Origin of the sequence: Streptomyces sp. NPDC048644 (assembly GCF_043199105.1) — a bacterium.
Taxonomy (GTDB): Bacteria; Actinomycetota; Actinomycetes; order Streptomycetales; family Streptomycetaceae; genus Streptomyces.
Map to the genome: position 1 here is coordinate 369,391 of NZ_JBICVO010000006.1, position 18,370 is coordinate 387,760.

The 18,370-nt window shown below is 68.1% G+C and carries 16 protein-coding genes; 7 read left to right on the forward strand and 9 right to left on the reverse strand.

Going from position 1 to position 18,370, the window contains the following annotated elements; genetic code table 11:
* Window positions 1–12: 12 nt before the first annotated feature.
* Window positions 13–2,295: a DUF6049 family protein gene (locus ACGFNI_RS16740; protein ID WP_393684404.1), complete on the reverse strand. Its 2,283-nt coding sequence runs from the start codon at window positions 2,293–2,295 to the stop codon at window positions 13–15.
* Window positions 2,296–2,537: 242 nt separating this feature from the next.
* Between ACGFNI_RS16740 and ACGFNI_RS16745 the strand changes: the two genes are divergently transcribed.
* Window positions 2,538–4,019 (forward strand): CCA tRNA nucleotidyltransferase, encoded by a 1,482-nt coding sequence (locus tag ACGFNI_RS16745; protein WP_393684406.1) that lies wholly within the window; start codon window positions 2,538–2,540, stop codon window positions 4,017–4,019.
* 116 nt (window positions 4,020–4,135) lie between these two features.
* Here the strand turns inward: ACGFNI_RS16745 and ACGFNI_RS16750 are convergent, their stop codons facing one another.
* From ACGFNI_RS16750 to ACGFNI_RS16765, 4 genes are all read right to left on the reverse strand, one after another.
* Window positions 4,136–4,747, reverse strand: a complete 612-nt coding sequence (locus ACGFNI_RS16750) for a hypothetical protein (RefSeq protein ID WP_393684408.1) — start codon at window positions 4,745–4,747, stop codon at window positions 4,136–4,138.
* 96 nt (window positions 4,748–4,843) lie between these two features.
* Window positions 4,844–6,121 carry an MFS transporter gene (locus tag ACGFNI_RS16755; RefSeq protein ID WP_393684410.1) on the reverse strand — a complete coding sequence of 426 codons (1,278 nt, stop codon included), beginning with the start codon at window positions 6,119–6,121 and terminating at the stop codon, window positions 4,844–4,846.
* 78 nt (window positions 6,122–6,199) lie between these two features.
* The gene (locus ACGFNI_RS16760) at window positions 6,200–7,282 is read right to left on the reverse strand and encodes an inositol-3-phosphate synthase (RefSeq protein WP_393684412.1); all 1,083 of its coding nucleotides are present in this window, start codon (window positions 7,280–7,282) and stop codon (window positions 6,200–6,202) included.
* A 46-nt stretch (window positions 7,283–7,328) separates the two neighbouring features.
* The gene (locus tag ACGFNI_RS16765) at window positions 7,329–8,003 is read right to left on the reverse strand and encodes a PadR family transcriptional regulator (RefSeq protein WP_393684413.1); all 675 of its coding nucleotides are present in this window, start codon (window positions 8,001–8,003) and stop codon (window positions 7,329–7,331) included.
* A gap of 361 nt (window positions 8,004–8,364) precedes the next feature.
* Here ACGFNI_RS16765 and ACGFNI_RS16770 point away from each other — a divergent pair, with 361 nt between their 5' ends.
* Both ACGFNI_RS16770 and ACGFNI_RS16775 read left to right on the forward strand, forming a co-directional pair.
* Entirely contained in the window at window positions 8,365–11,019 is a 2,655-nt protein-coding gene (locus tag ACGFNI_RS16770; protein WP_393684415.1) for a transglycosylase domain-containing protein, read from the forward strand.
* A gap of 132 nt (window positions 11,020–11,151) precedes the next feature.
* On the forward strand, window positions 11,152–12,630 hold the full coding sequence (locus tag ACGFNI_RS16775) for a glycosyltransferase family 87 protein (RefSeq protein ID WP_393684416.1): 1,479 nt from the start codon (window positions 11,152–11,154) through the stop codon (window positions 12,628–12,630).
* A gap of 96 nt (window positions 12,631–12,726) precedes the next feature.
* Here the strand turns inward: ACGFNI_RS16775 and ACGFNI_RS16780 are convergent, their stop codons facing one another.
* From ACGFNI_RS16780 to ACGFNI_RS16790, 3 genes are all read right to left on the reverse strand, one after another.
* Window positions 12,727–13,758, reverse strand: a complete 1,032-nt coding sequence (locus ACGFNI_RS16780) for an alanine racemase (RefSeq protein WP_393684418.1) — start codon at window positions 13,756–13,758, stop codon at window positions 12,727–12,729.
* 60 nt (window positions 13,759–13,818) lie between these two features.
* Window positions 13,819–14,937, reverse strand: a complete 1,119-nt coding sequence (locus ACGFNI_RS16785) for a lipid II:glycine glycyltransferase FemX (RefSeq protein ID WP_393684420.1) — start codon at window positions 14,935–14,937, stop codon at window positions 13,819–13,821.
* Window positions 14,938–15,109: 172 nt separating this feature from the next.
* Entirely contained in the window at window positions 15,110–15,412 is a 303-nt protein-coding gene (locus tag ACGFNI_RS16790; protein ID WP_393684422.1) for a hypothetical protein, read from the reverse strand.
* Window positions 15,413–15,641: 229 nt separating this feature from the next.
* On the opposite strand from ACGFNI_RS16790, the gene rpsF reads away from it, so the two are divergent.
* From rpsF to rplI, 4 genes are all read left to right on the forward strand, one after another.
* The gene (gene rpsF / locus ACGFNI_RS16795; protein ID WP_003978891.1) at window positions 15,642–15,932 is read left to right on the forward strand and encodes a 30S ribosomal protein S6; all 291 of its coding nucleotides are present in this window, start codon (window positions 15,642–15,644) and stop codon (window positions 15,930–15,932) included.
* 81 nt (window positions 15,933–16,013) lie between these two features.
* Window positions 16,014–16,613, forward strand: a complete 600-nt coding sequence (locus ACGFNI_RS16800; protein ID WP_393684424.1) for a single-stranded DNA-binding protein — start codon at window positions 16,014–16,016, stop codon at window positions 16,611–16,613.
* A gap of 105 nt (window positions 16,614–16,718) precedes the next feature.
* A complete protein-coding gene (gene rpsR / locus ACGFNI_RS16805) occupies window positions 16,719–16,955 on the forward strand; it encodes a 30S ribosomal protein S18 (protein WP_003978893.1) in 237 nt (78 codons plus the stop codon).
* An 18-nt stretch (window positions 16,956–16,973) separates the two neighbouring features.
* Window positions 16,974–17,420: a 50S ribosomal protein L9 gene (gene rplI / locus ACGFNI_RS16810; protein ID WP_393684426.1), complete on the forward strand. Its 447-nt coding sequence runs from the start codon at window positions 16,974–16,976 to the stop codon at window positions 17,418–17,420.
* 70 nt (window positions 17,421–17,490) lie between these two features.
* Here rplI and ACGFNI_RS16815 read toward each other — a convergent pair whose 3' ends face one another.
* Window positions 17,491–18,348 (reverse strand): trypsin-like serine peptidase, encoded by an 858-nt coding sequence (locus tag ACGFNI_RS16815; RefSeq protein WP_393684427.1) that lies wholly within the window; start codon window positions 18,346–18,348, stop codon window positions 17,491–17,493.
* Window positions 18,349–18,370: the final 22 nt, after the last annotated feature.

The following is an 18,370-nucleotide window of genomic DNA, read 5'->3' on the forward strand; positions in this document are numbered from 1 at the left end:
CCCCGCCATATATCAACGGTCCACTTTCTCACCTGAGCCGGACGCGCCCGTGTTTCCCGAACCTGTTTCCGGCGCGGGGTCACCCGGCTGCTCGGCCTCATCGCTGCCCGCATCGCCGCTGCCGCCGCTGTCGTCGCCCTTGCCGCCAGGGCCGTCCGTGCCGTCCTCGCCATCGGGACCGTCAGCGGATTCGGGGCCGTCCTCGGCCCGACGGGCGGCAGCCCGCTTGCGCTGGAGGTAGATCCGCACGCCGGCCAGGACGAGCAGCAGCACTCCGCCTGCGATGACGAGCATGACCGTGGCGGTGATCTCGGTGACGTTCACCACGAACGTCATCGCGTTACCGTACGGCGTCCCGTCCGCGGTGTAGAGCTGGGCCTTCACCCGCACCGGGCCGTTTGCGTTCGCCGTGGTGTCGAACTTGAACGACTGGCTGTGTCCGCCGTCGACCTTGATCCGCTGCGGTGTGCCCGCGTCCAGCCGGTTGGGCTGCGAAGACGTCAGCTCCAGCGTCATGCCCTCGACGCCCTGGAGCAGGTTGTTCTGCACCGTCACCGGAATCGTCGCGCTGCGGCCGGAGAGCGTGGCCTCCGACTTCTGGATCAGGCGGACCTTCTTGGTCAGGCTGGCGAGATAGCTCCGGACCGAGGTGCGGAACGTGCCGGCGCCGGTCCGGTTGCCGCGCCATTGCGTCGACATCTCGCGCATTATGGCGTTCCCGAACGGGGTCACCACGCGCTCCGGCTGGTCCAGGATCACCCGGAAGCCGTCCAGCGCGGACTGGGTGTCCTGGATCTGCTGGAACGCCGCGGTGGGAAGTTCCTGGCGGCGCAGGGCGGCCGGGTAGGAAGCGCTGCTCGGAATGCGGCGGGTGGCCGCGGAATCCGGTTCCGCCTTGGCGGCTCCGCTGAGGTTCAGCGGCTGGGTCCAGCGGCTGGAATCCAGGCTTCGCAGAGCGGACGCCATGGTCTGCGCCTGCCCGGCGGTCGGCATGCGCTGCGGTGCGACCACGACGCTGCGCTGCCGGCCCGGGTCCTGCAGGCTGATCATCTGGGTCTGGGCGAGGAAGTTCTGGATCGCCAGCGTGGAGTTGCCGGCGCGCGACATGTCGCCTTCGAAGGCCCGGGAGAGCTGCTCGTCCGCGACGATCGCGGTGTTGCCGCCGCCGATGGGCCGCGCCGCCGTCGGCGTGTACGGCAGCCCACCGGTCTCCTGAAGGCTGTCGCTCCGGGTGATGACGTTGTGCGCGCCCGCTGAGGTGGCGACGTCGACGATCGAGGAGTCGATTGCCCCGTCGACGGGCCAGGCGAAGTCCGTGCGCGGCTTCACTCCCAGGATCGTGTCCACGGTCCTGGAGGCCAGTTCGGTGGCCGGGCCGAGGTGGCCGAGGGAGCTGGGAACGCGTTTGCCGTGGTGCGCCAGCGACGCCAGGTCAGGGTCGGCGAACGGCAGCGCGACGACCTCGTGGGTCTTCACCGCGTCCTCGAGCTGGTTCAGCCACTGCTTGGCGACCGCCTGGTTCTTGCCCGCGGGACCGTCCGGACCCTGCACCTTGTACGTCCTGGTCATCGCGTCGACCGTGGCGAGCAGGTCGGGATCGATGACGAAGGTGACGGGGAGGTTCTTGCCGAGCGCGACCATCTGCTGCAGGCGCCCGCCGGGGGCGATCTCCGCCGCGAGGTCGTCATCGCGGAAGACCGGCGTCTGCTCGGTGTCGGCGTCGGTCTCGGCGGTGAGGTGGGTGGAGGAGATCAGCGGCCACATATAGGTGAGCTGCGTCTTCTTGCCGGCGTCCTTCTCCTGCCAGGGCAGGAAGGTCCGCTCGATGCCGAGGACCTGTTCGACGGGCGCGGACTGCGTCTTCCCCGAGAGCGAGACGCCGAGTTGGTACACGCCGTCGTCGCCGAGGTCGAGATCCTTGACCGGCACGCTGAGGGAGAAGGGGCGGCTGATGCCCGGCTCCAGCGCGGGGACCTTCGCGGTGTGCCCGTCGACCTCTTCGCCGTCCGCGCCGGGCGAGAAGCCGGTGCGGTGGGAGACGGTGCCGAGGTCGCTGCGTCCGCTGAGCGAAGGGCCACGGCGCATGGCGACGTGGGCGCCGGTGACCGCGGAGCTGCCCTTGTTGGTGAGCGTCCCGGAGACGGTGACCGTATCGCCCTTGGCGGGCGCGGACGGCGACAGGGAGTCGATGCTGACGTCCACCGTGCGCGACCCGCTGGGAGCCGCGTGTGCTGCGGGGGCGTGCGGAATCTGCAGCAGCCCCACGAGAAGGGGCACTCCGGTGAACAGTGCCACGGTGCGTCGTAGCCATCGACCACGCGGCCGTTCAGTCCACTGGAACCTTGCCGCATCGGCCACGCGCTCGCCCGTCCCTCGTCGTCGTCAGTGGTCGTCGGAATGTGCGTCCACGAATGGTAACGAGGCTCGCTGTGGCGTGGTGCCGCGGAGTGCTCCACATGATCGGTTAAGGGGTCGGGGATGCGACGGCGTGGGCAACGTGACGTCTGATACGGCACGGGCACGTACCCTGTCCTGTTGTGCCGAACGCCAACAATGACATCCCCGCCCCGCAGCCCGAGCGGACTCCGCAGTCGACGAACGCGCTGAGCCACGTACAGCGACGTGCCGTGAGCGAACTGCTGCGGGTGTCCCCCGTGGCGGACGACCTGGCCCGCCGTTTCCAGGAGGCCGGGTTCACGCTTGCCCTGGTCGGCGGCTCGGTACGGGACGCGCTCCTGGGCCGGCTCGGCAACGACCTGGATTTCACCACCGACGCACGGCCCGAGGACGTCCTGAAGATCGTCCGGCCGTGGGCCGACGCGGTCTGGGAGGTCGGCATCGCCTTCGGCACCGTCGGCTGCAAGAAGAGCTCGTTCGACATCGAGGTCACGACCTACCGTTCCGAGGCGTACGACCGGACCTCACGCAAGCCCGAGGTGTCCTACGGCAACTCCATCGAGGAAGATCTGGTCCGCCGGGACTTCACGGTGAACGCCATGGCCGTGTTCCTCCCGCAGAAGGAGTTCATCGACCCGCACGACGGCCTGGAGGACCTGGCCGCCCGGGTGCTGCGGACGCCTGGGACGCCGGAGGAGTCGTTCTCCGATGATCCGCTGCGGATGATGCGCGCCGCCCGCTTCGCCGCGCAGCTGGACTTCGACGTCGCCCCCGAGGTCGTTGCCGCGATGACGGCGATGTCGGACCGCATCGAGATCGTGTCGGCGGAGCGCGTACGGGACGAGCTGAACAAGCTCATCCTGGCGCCGCACCCGCGCAAGGGGCTGAAGCTGCTCGTCGACTCGGGTCTCGCCGACAAGGTGGTGCCTGAGCTTCCCGCGCTGCGGCTGGAGCGTGACGAGCATCACCGTCACAAGGACGTCTATGAGCACTCGTTGACGGTCCTGGAGCAGGCGATCGACCTCGAAGAGGACGGGCCGGACCTGGTGCTGCGGCTGGCGGCGCTGCTGCACGACATCGGCAAGCCCCGGACGCGCCGGTTCGAGAGCGACGGCCGGGTCTCCTTCCACCATCACGAGGTGGTGGGGGCGAAGATGACCAAGAAGCGGATGACCGCGCTGAAGTACTCGAACGACATGGTCAAGGACGTCTCCCGGCTGGTGGAGCTGCATCTGCGCTTCCACGGTTACGGGACGGGCGAATGGACCGACTCGGCCGTCCGGCGGTACGTCCGCGATGCCGGCCCGCAGTTGAAGCGGCTGCACAAGCTGACCCGCTCGGACTGCACCACGCGCAACAAGCGCAAGGCCAATGCGCTCTCCAGGGCCTACGACGGCCTGGAGGACCGCATCGCGCGGCTCCAGGAGCAGGAGGAGCTGGACGCGATCAGGCCGGACCTGGACGGCAACGAGATCATGCAGATTCTCGGCATCGCTCCCGGGCCTGAGGTCGGCAAGGCGTACAAGCAGATGCTGGAGATCCGGCTGGAACACGGGCCGATGGAGCGCGAGGAGGCCGTCGCCGCGCTCAAGGAATGGTGGGCCACGCAGAGCCAGGGCTGACGGCGGTGGGTGTGTTTCACGTGAAACACACCCGTCCGGAGCGCGGGTTTCACGTGAAACGGGCCGGAATCCTGACCTGTTTCACGTGAAACACCGTGCGCGATCCCGCTGAGGCGTTACTTCGTCTTCGACAGGCACAGGACCAAGTGAGTGTCCGAACGCCTCCGCTGCTCAACGGTCTTCGCATACGCGAGGGTGCCCTTGGTGCACACGGACATGTCGCTGGTGTCCGAGTGGACCTCCTCGACCTTGTACTCGGCCTGCGCGGAACCGCAGTCGACGACCTCGAAACCGCCGTCGATCGTGCTGCCGCTGTTGTGCATGCAGTCGCCGACTTCGGCGTTCTCGGCGTCGTCCAGGCTCATCAGCCAGAAGACACCGAACGTGACCAGAGCGATGACGACGCCGATGCCCTTCAGGATCGTCCTGGCAGACGGCCCGTTGCGGGACGGGCGCGGCGGGGGAACGGGCGCGCCGCCCTGCCCGTACGGCTGCTGCGGGTTCGGCATGTAACCCTGCTGCGGCGGTTGCCCGTACGGCGCCTGCTGCGGTGGGTGGGCATAGCCGCCCTGGGGCTGACCGTACGGAGCCTGCGGCGCTTGCGGGTAGGGGGCCTGACCGTACGGCGGCTGGCCGTGGGGCTGCTGTCCGTACGGGCCCTGTCCGTACGGGCCCTGGCCGTATGGGTTCTGGCCATGTGGGTTCTGGCCGTGCGGTGGTGTGGTCATGAGAGTCCCCCGATGCTGATCTGCGCAGGCGCGCGTGTATGACGCCCGTAAGGTACCGGGTCTCATGACGTCGTCGCAGCGGCGGTTGGTGCTGCGTCAGCCGGAGGAGCGGCGCTGTACGGCACCCAGGTGGACCATCCCCGCGAAGGTCGCCGCGTAGAGCCCGGCCACCACGACCAACAATTCGACCGATTTTCCGTCCGGCGGGAGCATGAGCGCCGAGACCGCGGCGGCGCCGACGAAGGCGACGTTGAACAGCACGTCGTAGACGGCGAACACCCGGCCGCGGTAGGCGTCGTCGACCGTGTACTGGACGACCGTGTCGGTGGCGATCTTCGTCCCTTGGGTGCTGAGGCCGAGCACGAAGGCGGCGGCCAGCATCGGGCCGGGAGTGAACGGCAGCCCCAGAGCCGGCACCAACACCGCGCCCGCTGCGGCGCAGCAGGCGATCCACCCGAACGGCGTGAGCCGGGCGATGGCCCAGGGAGTGACGAGCGCCGCGGCGAAGAAGCCCGCCCCCGAGACGCCGATGGTGATCCCGAGTAGCGCCAGCCCTTCGGACTCCGTTGCCGACCAGGCGTAGCGGCACAGCATCAGCACCATGACCGTCAGCGCGCCGTAGCAGAACCGCACCACCGTCATGGCGATCAGCGCGCGGGCAGGAACACGCCGCTGTACGAGGTGCCGCAGGCCGTCATGCAGGCCCCTCGCGGTGTTCAACAGGGCTTCTTTCAGGCGCCCTTGGAGTAGAGACGGGTCGGGGCCGAGCAGGTCGGGCGCCATCCGCAGGGCAGTGAGGGACGAGCACAGATAGAGGGCCGCGCTGAGCAGCACGACGAGCGCGTCCGCCTGCGGACCGATGAGCCGGACCGCGAAGGCGAGCCCTCCGCCGGCCGTCGCGGCGAGCGTTCCGGCCGTAGGGGAAAGGGAGTTGGCGACGACCAGTTGCTCTTCGCCCGTCACCACTCGGGGCAGCGCGGCGGAGATGCCGGCCAGTACGAAGCGGTTCACGGCGGTGACGGACAGCGCCGATACGTAGAACAGCCAGTCGGGAACGCCGATGAGGATCAGGGCCGCGGTCGCGGCGGCGAGGAGGGTGCGCAGCAGGTTGCCGCGGAGCAGGACCTGGCGTCGCCGCCAGCGGTCCAACAGGACACCGGTGAACGGGCCGAGGAGGGAGTAGGGAAGCAGCAGGATCGCCATGGCGGAGGCGATGGCGGCGGGCGAGCTCTGCTTCTCCGGGGAGAAGACGACGAAGGTGGCGAGCGCCACCTGGAAGACGCCGTCGGCTGCTTGCGAGAGCAGCCGTGCGGCCAGAAGTGAACGGAAGTCGCGCAGCTTGAGTAATACGCGGAGATCGCGCACGGCAGCCATGGCGCACAGCTTCACACAGCCCGCGGGCCTCCGGGAGTCATATCCGGAGGCCCGCGGGGAGGCGTGATGCCGGGTGGGTCAGCGCTCGACCTCGGCCCTGATGAACTTCTCGACGTTCTCGCGCGCCTCGTCGTCGAAGTACTGCACCGGCGGCGACTTCATGAAGTAGGAGGACGCGGAGAGGATCGGGCCGCCGATGCCCCGGTCCTTGGCGATCTTCGCGGCACGCAGCGCGTCGATGATGACGCCCGCGGAGTTGGGGGAGTCCCAGACCTCGAGCTTGTACTCCAGGTTCAGCGGCACATCGCCGAAGGCGCGGCCCTCGAGGCGGACGTAGGCCCACTTGCGGTCGTCGAGCCAGGCCACGAAGTCGGAGGGCCCGATGTGGACGTTGTCCTCGCCCAGCTCGCGGTCCTTGATCTGGGAGGTGACGGCCTGCGTCTTGGAGATCTTCTTGGACTCCAGGCGCTCGCGTTCGAGCATGTTCTTGAAGTCCATGTTGCCGCCGACGTTCAGCTGCATCGTGCGGTCCAGGACGACGCCCCGGTCCTCGAAGAGCTTGGCCATCACACGGTGCGTGATGGTGGCGCCGACCTGCGACTTGATGTCGTCACCGACGATCGGGACACCGGCTTCGGTGAACTTGTCCGCCCACTCCTTGGTGCCGGCGATGAAGACCGGAAGGGCGTTGACGAAGGCGACCTTGGCGTCGATGGCGCACTGGGCGTAGTACTTCGCGGCGTCCTCGGAGCCGACAGGGAGGTAGCAGACCAGAACGTCGACCTGCTTGTCCTTGAGGACCTGGACGATGTCGACCGGAGCCTGCTCGGACTCCTCGATCGTCATGCGGTAGTACTTGCCCAGACCGTCGAGGGTGTGGCCCCGCTGGACCTGCACACCGGCGTTCGGCACGTCGCAGATCTTGATGGTGTTGTTCTCGCTGGCGCCGATGGCGTCCGAGAGGTCGAGGCCGACCTTCTTGGCGTCGACATCGAAGGCGGCCACGAACTCGATGTCACGCACGTGGTAGTCGCCGAACTGCACGTGCATGAGACCGGGCACGCGAGTGTCCGGGTCGGCGCCCTTGTAGTACTCGACGCCCTGTACCAGCGAGGCGGCGCAGTTGCCCACGCCGACGATGGCTACGCGAACCGAACCCATTCCGGTTGCTCCCTGTGTGCTCGCTGAGGCCCTGCTGGGCAGGCCCTCATGTGGTGGTGTCATCGGACGGGTCCGGCCGGGTACCACCCCGGTGCCGGGGCAGGCCGCCCGTATCTCCTGACTGATCCTGCTTGTCCCGTGCTGCGGACTCCGGCGCACGCCGATCGTGGCCGGAGCGCTCACTTTCGATGAGCTCGTTCAACCAACGGACCTCGCGTTCCACGGATTCCATGCCGTGGCGCTGTAGTTCGAGGGTGTAGTCGTCCAGCCGCTCGCGAGTGCGGGCCAGTGAGGTGCGCATCCTTTCGAGGCGCTCCTCCAGCCGGCTGCGGCGGCCTTCCAGCACGCGCATCCGTACGTCCCGTGACGTCTGGCCGAAGAAGGCGAAGCGGACGCCGAAATGCTCGTCCTCCCACGCATCCGGCCCGGAGTGGGAGAGCAGCTCCTCGAAGTGCTCTTTCCCCGCCGTGGTCAATCGGTAGACGATCTTTGCCCGGCGTCCTGCCGCTGCGGGGGCGCCCTCAGGGGCGCCGCCCGTCTCCTCGATGAGCCAGCCGGTCGCGACCAGCCCCTTGAGGCAGGGGTAGAGGGTGCCGTAGCTGAACGCACGGAAGACCCCGAGCGAGGTGTTGAGCCGTTTCCGCAGCTCGTAGCCGTGCATCGGGGACTCGCGCAGCAGGCCCAGGACGGCGAATTCGAGGATGCCGGACCGTCTGCTCATCCTCCACCTCCTCGGCCTCGTGCGTTCTTTATCTCGTGCTGATGTATCGACTCGATACATCCAGACGATAGAACGGGCACCAGGACGGAACAAGCAAGGGGACGGTGAACGGCGTCACATCACCGATTCTTACTACCCAACCTGCCTGATTTGGAGTGAATTTCGACGGTGGGCAGGTTTTGGCCCTGCGTAGTCTGTGCGGCATGCAGACTGCCGGGAACTGTGGGCCTATACGTGGCGTCCCCGTGCTCGGTGCAGTGCGACCCGCGCGTCAGGAACGGGTCGTGCATCGGGGGGACCTGAAGTCAACTGCCGCCTTCAGGCGACGAGATAGCGCGCCTGCCCGAGGAGTAGCCGTTCCATGAGCGAGCACCGTCGCAAACCACCACAGCCACAAGGTGGTGGACGCGCCGCGGCCCGACGTGCCGCGCAGCAGTCATCGGGACGGCGCGGGTCGCCTTCGCGTGGTGCTGCTGACGACGCCACGCCTTCTTCCGCCGCGCACGGTCAGGAACGGCCGACGGGCGGACGGGCCGAAGCGCGCCGTGCCGCCCAGCGCGGTGGCCGTCGGCGGGCGCCCGACACCGCCGTGGGATCGGGCGCGGGAAGCGGCGGCCATGGCGGCCGGGGGCGTCGCACCGGTGGCGGCGGGCCGGAGGGAGGACGCGGCCGGGGCCGCGGCCGTGGCGGGGACGGGCCGGCGAAGAAGCGTCTCATCGACTACCCGCGGGCGAACAAGGTCGGTTGGAAGCGGTTCGTGCCGTCCTGGAAGCAGGTCACGGCGCTGTGCGTCGGCTTCATCGGGCTGATCGTCGGCGTATCCGGCATAGCGCTCGCACTGGTGCAGGTACCTCTTGAGAGCGCCGCCGCGCGTCAGGAGAACAACGTCTACTACTGGGCCAACGGCGACATCATGGCCCGCGACGGCAAGACGAACCGTCAGATCGTCGACATCAGTGATATCCCGCGGTCGATGCAGAACGCGGCGATCTCCGCCGAGAACGCGTCGTTCGAGAAGGACTCCGGCGTGGACCCGAAGGGGATCCTGCGCGCCGTGGTCAAGATGGCCCAGGGCGGCGACACCCAGGGCGGCTCGACCATCACCCAGCAGTACGTCAAGAACGCCATGCTCTCGCAGGAGCAGACGCTCGACCGCAAGTTCAAAGAGCTCTTCATCTCCATCAAGGTGGGCGGGACGGTCCCGAAGCCCAAGATCCTCCAGGGCTACCTCAACACCAGCTACTACGGCCGGAACGCCTACGGCATCCAGGCCGCCGCGCAGGCGTACTACGGCAAGGACGCCAAGGCCCTCAAGCCGGACGAGAGCGCTCTGCTGGCCACCGTCCTCAAGGGCGCGGACCTGTACGACCCCGCCGGCGGCAGTGGTCCGCACTCCACGCGGAAGGCCAACACCGCCCGTGCGCAGTCGCGTTGGTCGTGGATCCTCGACCGTGAAGTCGAGGTCGGCCGCATGACGAAGACCGAGCGGGCCAAGTACAAGACGTTCCCCCAGCCGCAGGAGCCGAAGCCGGTGGCCAGCAAGGGCGGCCAGATCGGCTACTTGATGGACACCGCGAAGAAGTACGTCCTCAAGAACACCGACATCAGCGAGGCGGCCTTCGACAAGGGCGGCTACCAGATCCACACGACCTTCGACAAGAAGAAGGTCGAGGACCTTGCCGCTTCGGTGAAGAAGGTCAACAAGCGCTATATCGACCCGGAGAAGCGGGCCAAGGACAAATACGTCCAGTTCGGTGGCGCTTCCGTGGAGCCCGGCACTGGCAAGGTCGTCGCGCTCTACGGCGGTGAGGGCTACGACAAGGGCCACTTCAGCAACAACGCCGACACGTTCGGCGTGCCGGTCGGTTCGACGTGGAAGCCGTTCGTCCTCGCCGCAGCGATGAAGTACGGCACGAAGCACAGTGACGGCCAGGGGATCTCCCCCGACAGCCGCTACAACGGCAACGACCACCTCAAGGTGAAGGACGCAGACGGAAATTACGTCATGAAGCAGGACGGCTCGCCGTTCTACCAAGTGAACGAGAGCAATCACCCATGGGGCTACATCAGCCTCATGAAGGCGATGGAGCAGTCCGTCAACACCCCGTTCGTCCAGCTCGGTATGGACGTCGGGATGGACAAGGTCCGCGACATGGCCCAGGCGGCGGGCATCTCCGAGGGAAGCTTCGACAAGAACCTCAACCCGTCCTTCGCACTGGGTACTTCCACGCCCAGCGCGATCCGCATGGCCAATGCCTATGCGACCTTCGCGAAGTCGGGCACCAAGGTCGAGCCGTACTCGGTGACCGAGGTGACGCACAAGGGAGAAACCGTCGAGGGGATCGACGAGCCGTCGAAGGAGTCGGCCATGGATCCCAACATCGCCAACAACGTCACCAAGGCCCTGGAGAACGTCATCCAGAACGGTACGGCGAAGGAGGCGCAGAAGCTGGGCCGGCCGGCCGCCGGCAAGACCGGTACCACCGACGAGAACAAGTCGGCCTGGTTCGTCGGCTACACCCCGCAGCTCTCGACAGCGGTCACCATGTTCCGTGAGGACGCCAAGAACCCCCGCCAGCTCTCCATGAACGGCGTCGGTGGTTTTGACTCGATCCACGGTGGTGCCCTGCCGACCGAAGTGTGGACCCAGTACATGATGCAGGCGATGAAGGGCATGCCCGTGCGGCAGTTCCCGGCCGCCGACCCGATCGGACAGCGCACGGACGAGGAAGGCATGCCGACGCCGACCCCGACTCCGACGCCGACTCCGACGCCGACTCCGACCCCGTCCGAGAAGCCGTCCGAGACCGCCACTCCGTCGCATTCGCCGAGCCCGACGCCGACGGAGACCTGCGCGGACTGGGACATCAACTGCCAGAACAGCGGCGGAACGACCGGTGATCCGGGTGGTGAGACCGGTGGCGATACGGGCGGGGACACCAGCCCGACCCCCGACCCAGGGGAGACCGACACCGGCGGCGGCTTCTGGGGCGGGCCCAGTGGGGAACGCCCCTGACGAAACCGCTCGGTTTCCCGTGGAACAGCGTCCGTTTCACGTGAAACCGCGGAAATCCGAAGCCCCCGACCCGGCTTGACCGGGCGGGGGCTTCGCCACGTTCTGCTCAGGAGTGTGCGGCAGGATGGGGCCATGACGAGCGTGCGACAGGACGAGTCCGTACGGCCTACGCGACGGGACGAGGTGGCGGCGGGCGGGAGCGAGCTGATCGGAGGCCCGATCGGACGCCACGCACTGCTGGGCCTGAGCCGTCTGACGCCGGTACGGGTCATCGCGCTGGTCGCCCTCGGCATGTTCGCGCTCGGCATGGTGCAGAAGCTGCCGTGCTACAACGGCGGCTGGTTCTTCGGCGCCACGACGCAGTACACCCACGCCTGCTACTCCGACATCCCCCACCTCTACGCAGGGCGCGGCTTCGCCGACGGGCTCATCCCGTACTTCAACCGCCTGCCAGGCGACATGCAGTACTTGGAGTACCCGGTGCTGACCGGGCTGTTCATGGAGGTCGCCTCCTGGATGACCCCGCACGGGGGCGGCATCCAGCAGCGTGAGCAGATCTACTGGCTGGTCAATGCCGGCATGCTGATGGTGTGCGCGGCCGTGATCGCCGTCTGCGTGGCCCGTACGCACCGGCGGCGTCCGTGGGACGGGCTGCTCGTCGCCCTGGCACCCGCCTTCGCGCTCACCGCCACCATCAACTGGGACCTGCTGGCCGTCGCGCTGACCGCCGCGGGGATGCTGATGTGGTCGCGCAGCCGTCCACTGGCCGCCGGGGTGCTGATCGGGCTGGCGACCGCGGCGAAGCTGTATCCCGTACTCCTGCTGGGGCCGCTGCTGATGCTCTGCTGGCGGTCCGGGACCTGGCGCGCGTACGGGCGGTGCCTGACGGGGGCCGTGGCCGCGTGGCTGGTGGTGAATCTGCCCGTGATGATCTCGTACAACGGGGCCGGTTTTCACCTGCGCGAGGGCTGGGCGAAGTTCTACACGTTCAGCCAGGAGCGTCCCATCGACTTCGGGTCGGTCTGGTTGCTGATCTCGCAGCGCACCGGCAACCCACTGGAGAACGCCAATCTCTACGCGACGCTGCTGATGATCGTCGGCTGCGCGGGTCTGGGCCTGCTGACCCTCTACGCGCCACGCCGGCCCCGCTTCGCGCAGCTCGCGTTCCTCGTCGTCGCGCTCTTCATCCTGACGAACAAGGTCTACTCGCCGCAGTACGTGCTGTGGCTCATCCCGCTGGCCGCGCTCGCCCGGCCGCGCTGGCGGGACTTCCTGATCTGGCAGGCGTGCGAGGTCATGTACTACCTCGGGATCTGGATGTACCTGGCCTACACGGGCAGCGGCGACAAGCATCAGGGACTGCCGCTGGAGGGGTACCAGCTGACCATCGTGCTGCACCTGCTGGGCACGCTCTACCTCTGCGCCGTCGTTCTCAGGGACATCCTGATGCCGGAACGGGACGTGGTCCGCAGGGACGGCGACGACGACCCGTCGGGCGGCGTCCTGGACCACGCGCCGGACGTCTTCGCGCTCGGGCAGGCGTACCACGTACCACGGCACGCGGCGCACTTCGAAGGGCCGCCCGTCCGCTGGGGCGCCGTCCGGGAGTGACTCCAGGACCCGTGGAACGACGAGGGGCCCGGTGTCCGCAGAGGAGTTCTGCGGACACCGGGCCCCTTCCGGTCCTGGCGTGCCCTGCCGGTGGCGTCAGCGGTCGACGATGCGGTCGAACTGCGTGGTGGTGTGCCGCAGATGGGCCACCAGCTCCTCGCCGACCTGCGGCTCGGGTGCGTCACCCGGCACGAAGAGGATCGACACCTGCATGTGCGGGGGCTCCGCGAACCAGCGCTGCTTGCCGGCCCAGACATACGGTGCGAGATTCCGGTTGACGGTCGCAAGACCCGCGCGGGCCACGCCCTTCGCCCGCGGCATCACACCGTGCAGCGCCTTGGGCGACTCCAGGCCGACGCCGTGCGAGGTGCCGCCCGCCACCACGACCAAGTAGCCGTCGGACGCGGCCTTTTGCTGGCGGTAGCCGAAGCGGTCGCCCTTCGAGACGCGGGTGACGTCGAGGACCGAACCGCGGTACTCGGTGGCGTCGTGGTCGCCGAGCCACAGCCGGGTGCCGATCCGGGCGCGGAAGCGGGTCTGCGGGAACTGCTGCTGGAGACGCGCGAGTTCATCGGCCTTGAGGTGGCTGACGAACATCGTGTGCAGCGGGAGGCGGGCGGCACGCAGGCGGTCCATCCAGCCGATGACCTCGTCGACGGCGTCCGATCCGTCGGTGCGGTCCAGCGGCAGGTGGATGGCGAAGCCCTCCAGCCGGACGTCCTCGATGGCCGTGGCCAGCTTCGGCAGGTCCTCCGGCGTGACGCCGTGCCGCTTCATGCTGCTCATGACCTCGATGACGACCCGGGCGCCGACCAGGCCGCCCACGCCTTCGACCGAGGAGACCGAGCGGATGGCGCGGTCGGGCAGCGGCACCGGCTCCTCGCCGTGCCGGAACGGGGTGAGGACGAGCAGATCGCCGCTGAAGTAGTCCTTGATGCGGGCTGCTTCGTAGGTCGTGCCGACGGCGAGGATGTCGGATCCCAGGCGGGTGGCCTCGTCGGCGAGGCGCTCATGGCCGAAGCCGTAGCCGTTGCCTTTGCAGACCGGGACCAGCCCGGGGAACTGCTGGAGAACGCTCTGGTGATGCGCCCGCCAGCGCGCGGTGTCGACGTAGAGGGTGAGCGCCATGGCCGGGCCCGGAACCTTTCTCGTGGCTGGGGTGTGACAGAGGAACGAACGGTGAGGTGGTCAGCGGCGAGACATGTACATATCGAGCGCCTTGTGCAGCAGCTTGTTGAGCGGGAAGTCCCACTCGCCGAGGTACTCCGCCGCCTGCCCGCCCGTGCCGACCTTGAACTGGATCAGGCCGAACAGGGGGTCGCTCTCGTCCAGCGAGTCGCTGATGCCGCGGAGGTCGTACACCGTGGCGCCGAGCGCGTAGGAGTCGCGCAGCATCCGCCACTGCATCGCGTTGGACGGCCGTACCTCGCGCTTGTGGTTGGCCGATGCGCCGTAGGAGTACCAGACGTGGCCTCCGACGATCAGCATCGTGGCGGCGGCCACGTTCTCGCCCTCGTGGCGGGCGAAGTAGAGCCGCATGCGGTTGGGGTCCTCGGTGTTGAGGGCCGCCCACATCCGCTGGAAGTAGCCGAGCGGACGCGGCCTGAAGTGGTCGCGCTCCGCGGTGATTTCGTACAGGCGCTGCCACTCGGCGAGGTCCTCGTAGCTGCCCTGGACCACCTCGACGCCGGCCTTCTCGGCCTTCTTGATGTTGCGGCGCCAGAGCTGGTTGAAGCCCTTGTGGACGTCTTCCAGGGAACGGTTGGCCAGCGGCACCTGGAAGACGTAGCGGGGCTGTACGTCACCGAATCCGGCGCCGCCGTCCTCGCCCTGCTGCCAGCCCATGCGGCGCAGCCGGTCGGAGACCTCGAACGCGCGCGGTTCGATGTGCGTCGCCTCGACGTCGCGCAGGCGCTTGACGTCCGGGTTCTGGATGCCGGCCTTGATGGCGGTGGCGTCCCAGCGGCGGATGATGACCGGCGGGCCCATCTTCACGGAGAACGCGCCCTGCTGCTTGAGATGCGTGAGCATCGGCCGCAGCCACTCCTCCAGGTTCGGCGCGAACCAGTTGATGACCGGTCCCTCGGGGAGGTAGGCGAGGTAGCGCTTGATCTTGGGGAGCTGGCGGTAGAGGACCAGGCCCGCGCCGACCAGTTCGCCGGTGGCGTCGAACCATCCCAGGCTCTCCGAGCGCCACTCGGACTTGACGTCTGCCCAGGCCGGGACCTGCATGTGGCTCGCCGCGGGCAGGCTCTGGACATATGCCAGATGCTGCTCTCGGCTGATGGTCCTCAGGGTCAGGCTCATGCGGGGCGCTCCTCGGCAGGTGTGTCCCCATGGTCGGGGCTCCGGCTCTCGCGCCGAAGCCTACTGGGGAGCGCTCCGTTCGGGCGTACGGGAGCCGGGCGCACGCCCGTCCGCCGCGGGGAGGCGACGGAGCGGGCCGCGTCCGCCACCGGACGCGGCCCGCGGGGACGCGCTAGAAAAGGCCGCCGTGCGCCAGGCCGATGTAGAAGCCCAGGGCCGCCGCCCCGAGGCCGATGATCAGCAGGAAGCGTTCGCCCGTCGTCGACGAGATGAACTGGCCCCAGAGGCCCGTGCCGATGCCGATCAGGCCGACCCAGGAACTCACGAGGTGCAAGCCGGGCGACAGGGTGGTGAGGACGGCGATCGCGCCGAGTACCACCGTCACCGCGGCGAGAGTGTTCTCCACTGGATGCGCCTTGCCGTCGCTGTTGAGGAGCGAGAGCAGATTTCGTTGGGTCCTTACGGCCTGTGCCATGCGGCACCTCCCATGACAGGGCGGCGAACTGTAACGCCGCTCACACCCGATGGGTTCCAGATTGGGGGGTCCTGCCGTCGGATTTCAACCGGAAGCACTCAGGCAGGTACTCTGTACGGTCTGCGCCCTTGTCTGTCCGGATCCTCCGGCAGCGTCGGCGCGGAACGCATCACGACCCTCCTGCCACGGAACGACCGTGGCCGCTGAGTCCAAAGGAGGTGGGTTCCACATGCGTCACTACGAGGTGATGGTCATCCTCGACCCCGATCTCGAGGAGCGCGCTGTCTCCCCGCTGATCGAGAACTTCCTCTCCGTCGTCCGTGAGGGCAACGGAAAGGTCGAGAAGGTCGACACCTGGGGCCGTCGTCGTCTCTCGTACGAGATCAACAAGAAGCCCGAGGGCATCTACTCGGTCATCGACCTGCAGGCCGAGCCTGCGGTCGTCAAGGAGCTCGACCGTCAGATGAACCTGAACGAGTCGGTCCTCCGGACCAAGGTCCTCCGTCCCGAGACCCACTGAGCGCGTCAGCGCCAGCGGTAACCGGGTCCGAGCAGTAGCAACACCAGCAGCCAGCAGCACACCCGCCGAGAGGTTCCCCTAATGGCAGGCGAGACCGTCATCACGGTCGTCGGCAATCTTGTCGACGACCCCGAGCTGCGCTTCACCCCGTCCGGTGCGGCGGTCGCGAAGTTCCGCGTCGCGTCCACTCCCCGCACCTTCGACCGTCAGACCAATGAGTGGAAGGACGGCGAGAGCCTGTTCCTGACCTGCTCGGTGTGGCGTCAGGCGGCGGAGAACGTCGCCGAGTCCCTCACACGGGGCACCCGTGTCGTCGTGCAGGGCCGCCTGAAGCAGCGGTCGTACGAGGACCGCGAGGGCGTGAAGCGCACGGTCTACGAGCTCGACGTCGAGGAAGTGGGCGCGAGTCTCAAGAACGCCACGGCCAAGATCACCAAGACCAGTGGTCGCGGTGGTCAGGGTGGCGGCGGCTTCGGCGGCGGTCAGCAGGGCGGTGGCGGCCAGGGTGGCGGCGGTTGGGGCGGCGGCCCCGGCGGCGGCCAGCAGGGCGCCGGCGGGGCTCCCGCCGGCGACCCGTGGGCGACCAGCGGTCCGGCCGGCGGCGGCCAGCAGCAGGGTGGCGGCGGCGGTGGCTGGGGCGGTAGCTCCGGCGGCGGCTACTCGGACGAGCCGCCCTTCTAGGTCCGTACGGCCGGCTGCGCCTGTTTCACGTGAAACAGGCGTCGTGTCACGGCCTGCGGCCTGAGGGCGTCAGCACAAACTTCTTGAACTCACTGGAGAGAGATAATGGCGAAGCCGCCTGCTCGCAAGCCTAAGAAGAAGGTTTGCGTGTTCTGCAAGGAGAAGATCTCCTACGTCGACTACAAGGACACGAACCTGCTGCGGAAGTTCATTTCCGACCGCGGCAAGATCCGTGCCCGCCGGGTCACCGGCAACTGCACTCAGCACCAGCGTGACGTCGCCACGGCTGTGAAGAACAGCCGTGAGATGGCGCTGCTGCCCTACACGTCCACCGCGCGATAAGGGAAGGGTGACCGAATCATGAAGATCATCCTCACCCACGAGGTCTCCGGCCTCGGCACCGCCGGCGACGTCGTTGACGTCAAGGACGGATACGCCCGTAACTACCTGGTCCCGCGTGGTTTCGCGATCCGCTGGACCAAGGGTGGCGAGAAGGACGTCGAGCAGATCCGTCGCGGTCGCAAGATCCGCGAGATCGCCACGATCGAGCAGGCCAACGAGGTCAAGGGCCAGCTCGAGGGCGTCAAGGTGAAGCTCGCGGTCCGTGCCGGCGAGGCCGGCCGCCTGTTCGGCTCCGTCACCCCGGCCGACGTCGCTTCGGCGATCAAGGCCGCCGGTGGTCCGGACGTCGACAAGCGTCGCGTCGAGCTCGGCTCGCCGATCAAGAGCCTGGGCGCGCACCAGGTCTCCGTGCGTCTGCACGCCGAGGTCGTTGCGAAGCTCGGCGTCGAGGTCGTCGCCGCGTAATCGCATCGCAGCACCACGCCGAAGGGCCGCATTCCGGAAACGGAGTGCGGCCCTTCGCCGTACCCGGGGCTCAGTCCTCGTTCTGGGCCCGGCGGTAGAGGTTGGCGATGTCGTCGTCGAAGTAGGCGGCGTAGGAGATGTCGTCCTCGTCGCCGCCGCCTTGATGGCCGCCCAGCACACCGATGACCGTTCCGGTCTGGCTTCTGGGGTCGTAGTCGGCGAGCCAGGGGCTGCCGCTCGTGCCGCCCGCGAAGTCGGTGCAGTGGACGCGCATCTGCGTGTTGCTGAACTTCGTGGTGCGGTTCTGGCAGGAGATCGGGGTGTCGCGGCTGGACGGATAGCCGGTGATCTTGACTTCGTTGTCGAAGCCGCGGTCGATGCCGAGGGTGTTGCCGCCCAGGACGTCCTGGATCTGCTTGCCGTCCTTGCCGTTCAGGGTGAGGAAGGCGACGTCGAGGTCCGGGTCGTTGGACTTGGCCCAGCGGGTGTCGACGACGACCTTTTTGACCTTCCACAGGCCGGTCGGTTCGTCGCCGTCGCGGTAGTCCGGGGCGAAGACGAGGTCGTCGACGGGCTTTCCCGCGTCGCTGTCGAAAGCGCAGTGGGCTGCCGTGACCAGCATGTTCCGGCCGGGGCTCTGCACCACGCTCGCGGTGCAGAAGTGGTCACCGGAGTCGTCCTTCTCGAAGACCGTGCCGATGCGGGCGTTCTCCTCCGTCCGGCGCGGCGTGTACGCGCTGCCGTCGGATGCGGGGGCCGTCGCGGCGGGGTCCTGGTCCTGGGGCTCCCCCGGCCCGCCGGACTTGCCGAAGCCGTCACGACCGGCGAGGACGGTGTGGCTCTCCTCGGTGGAGTAGCCCACGAGGACGCCTGCCCCGATGACGAGGAGCGTCAGGGGCAGGACGGATTTCCTGGCAAGTGAGCGCACGCCGTCATTATCAACAACGCTC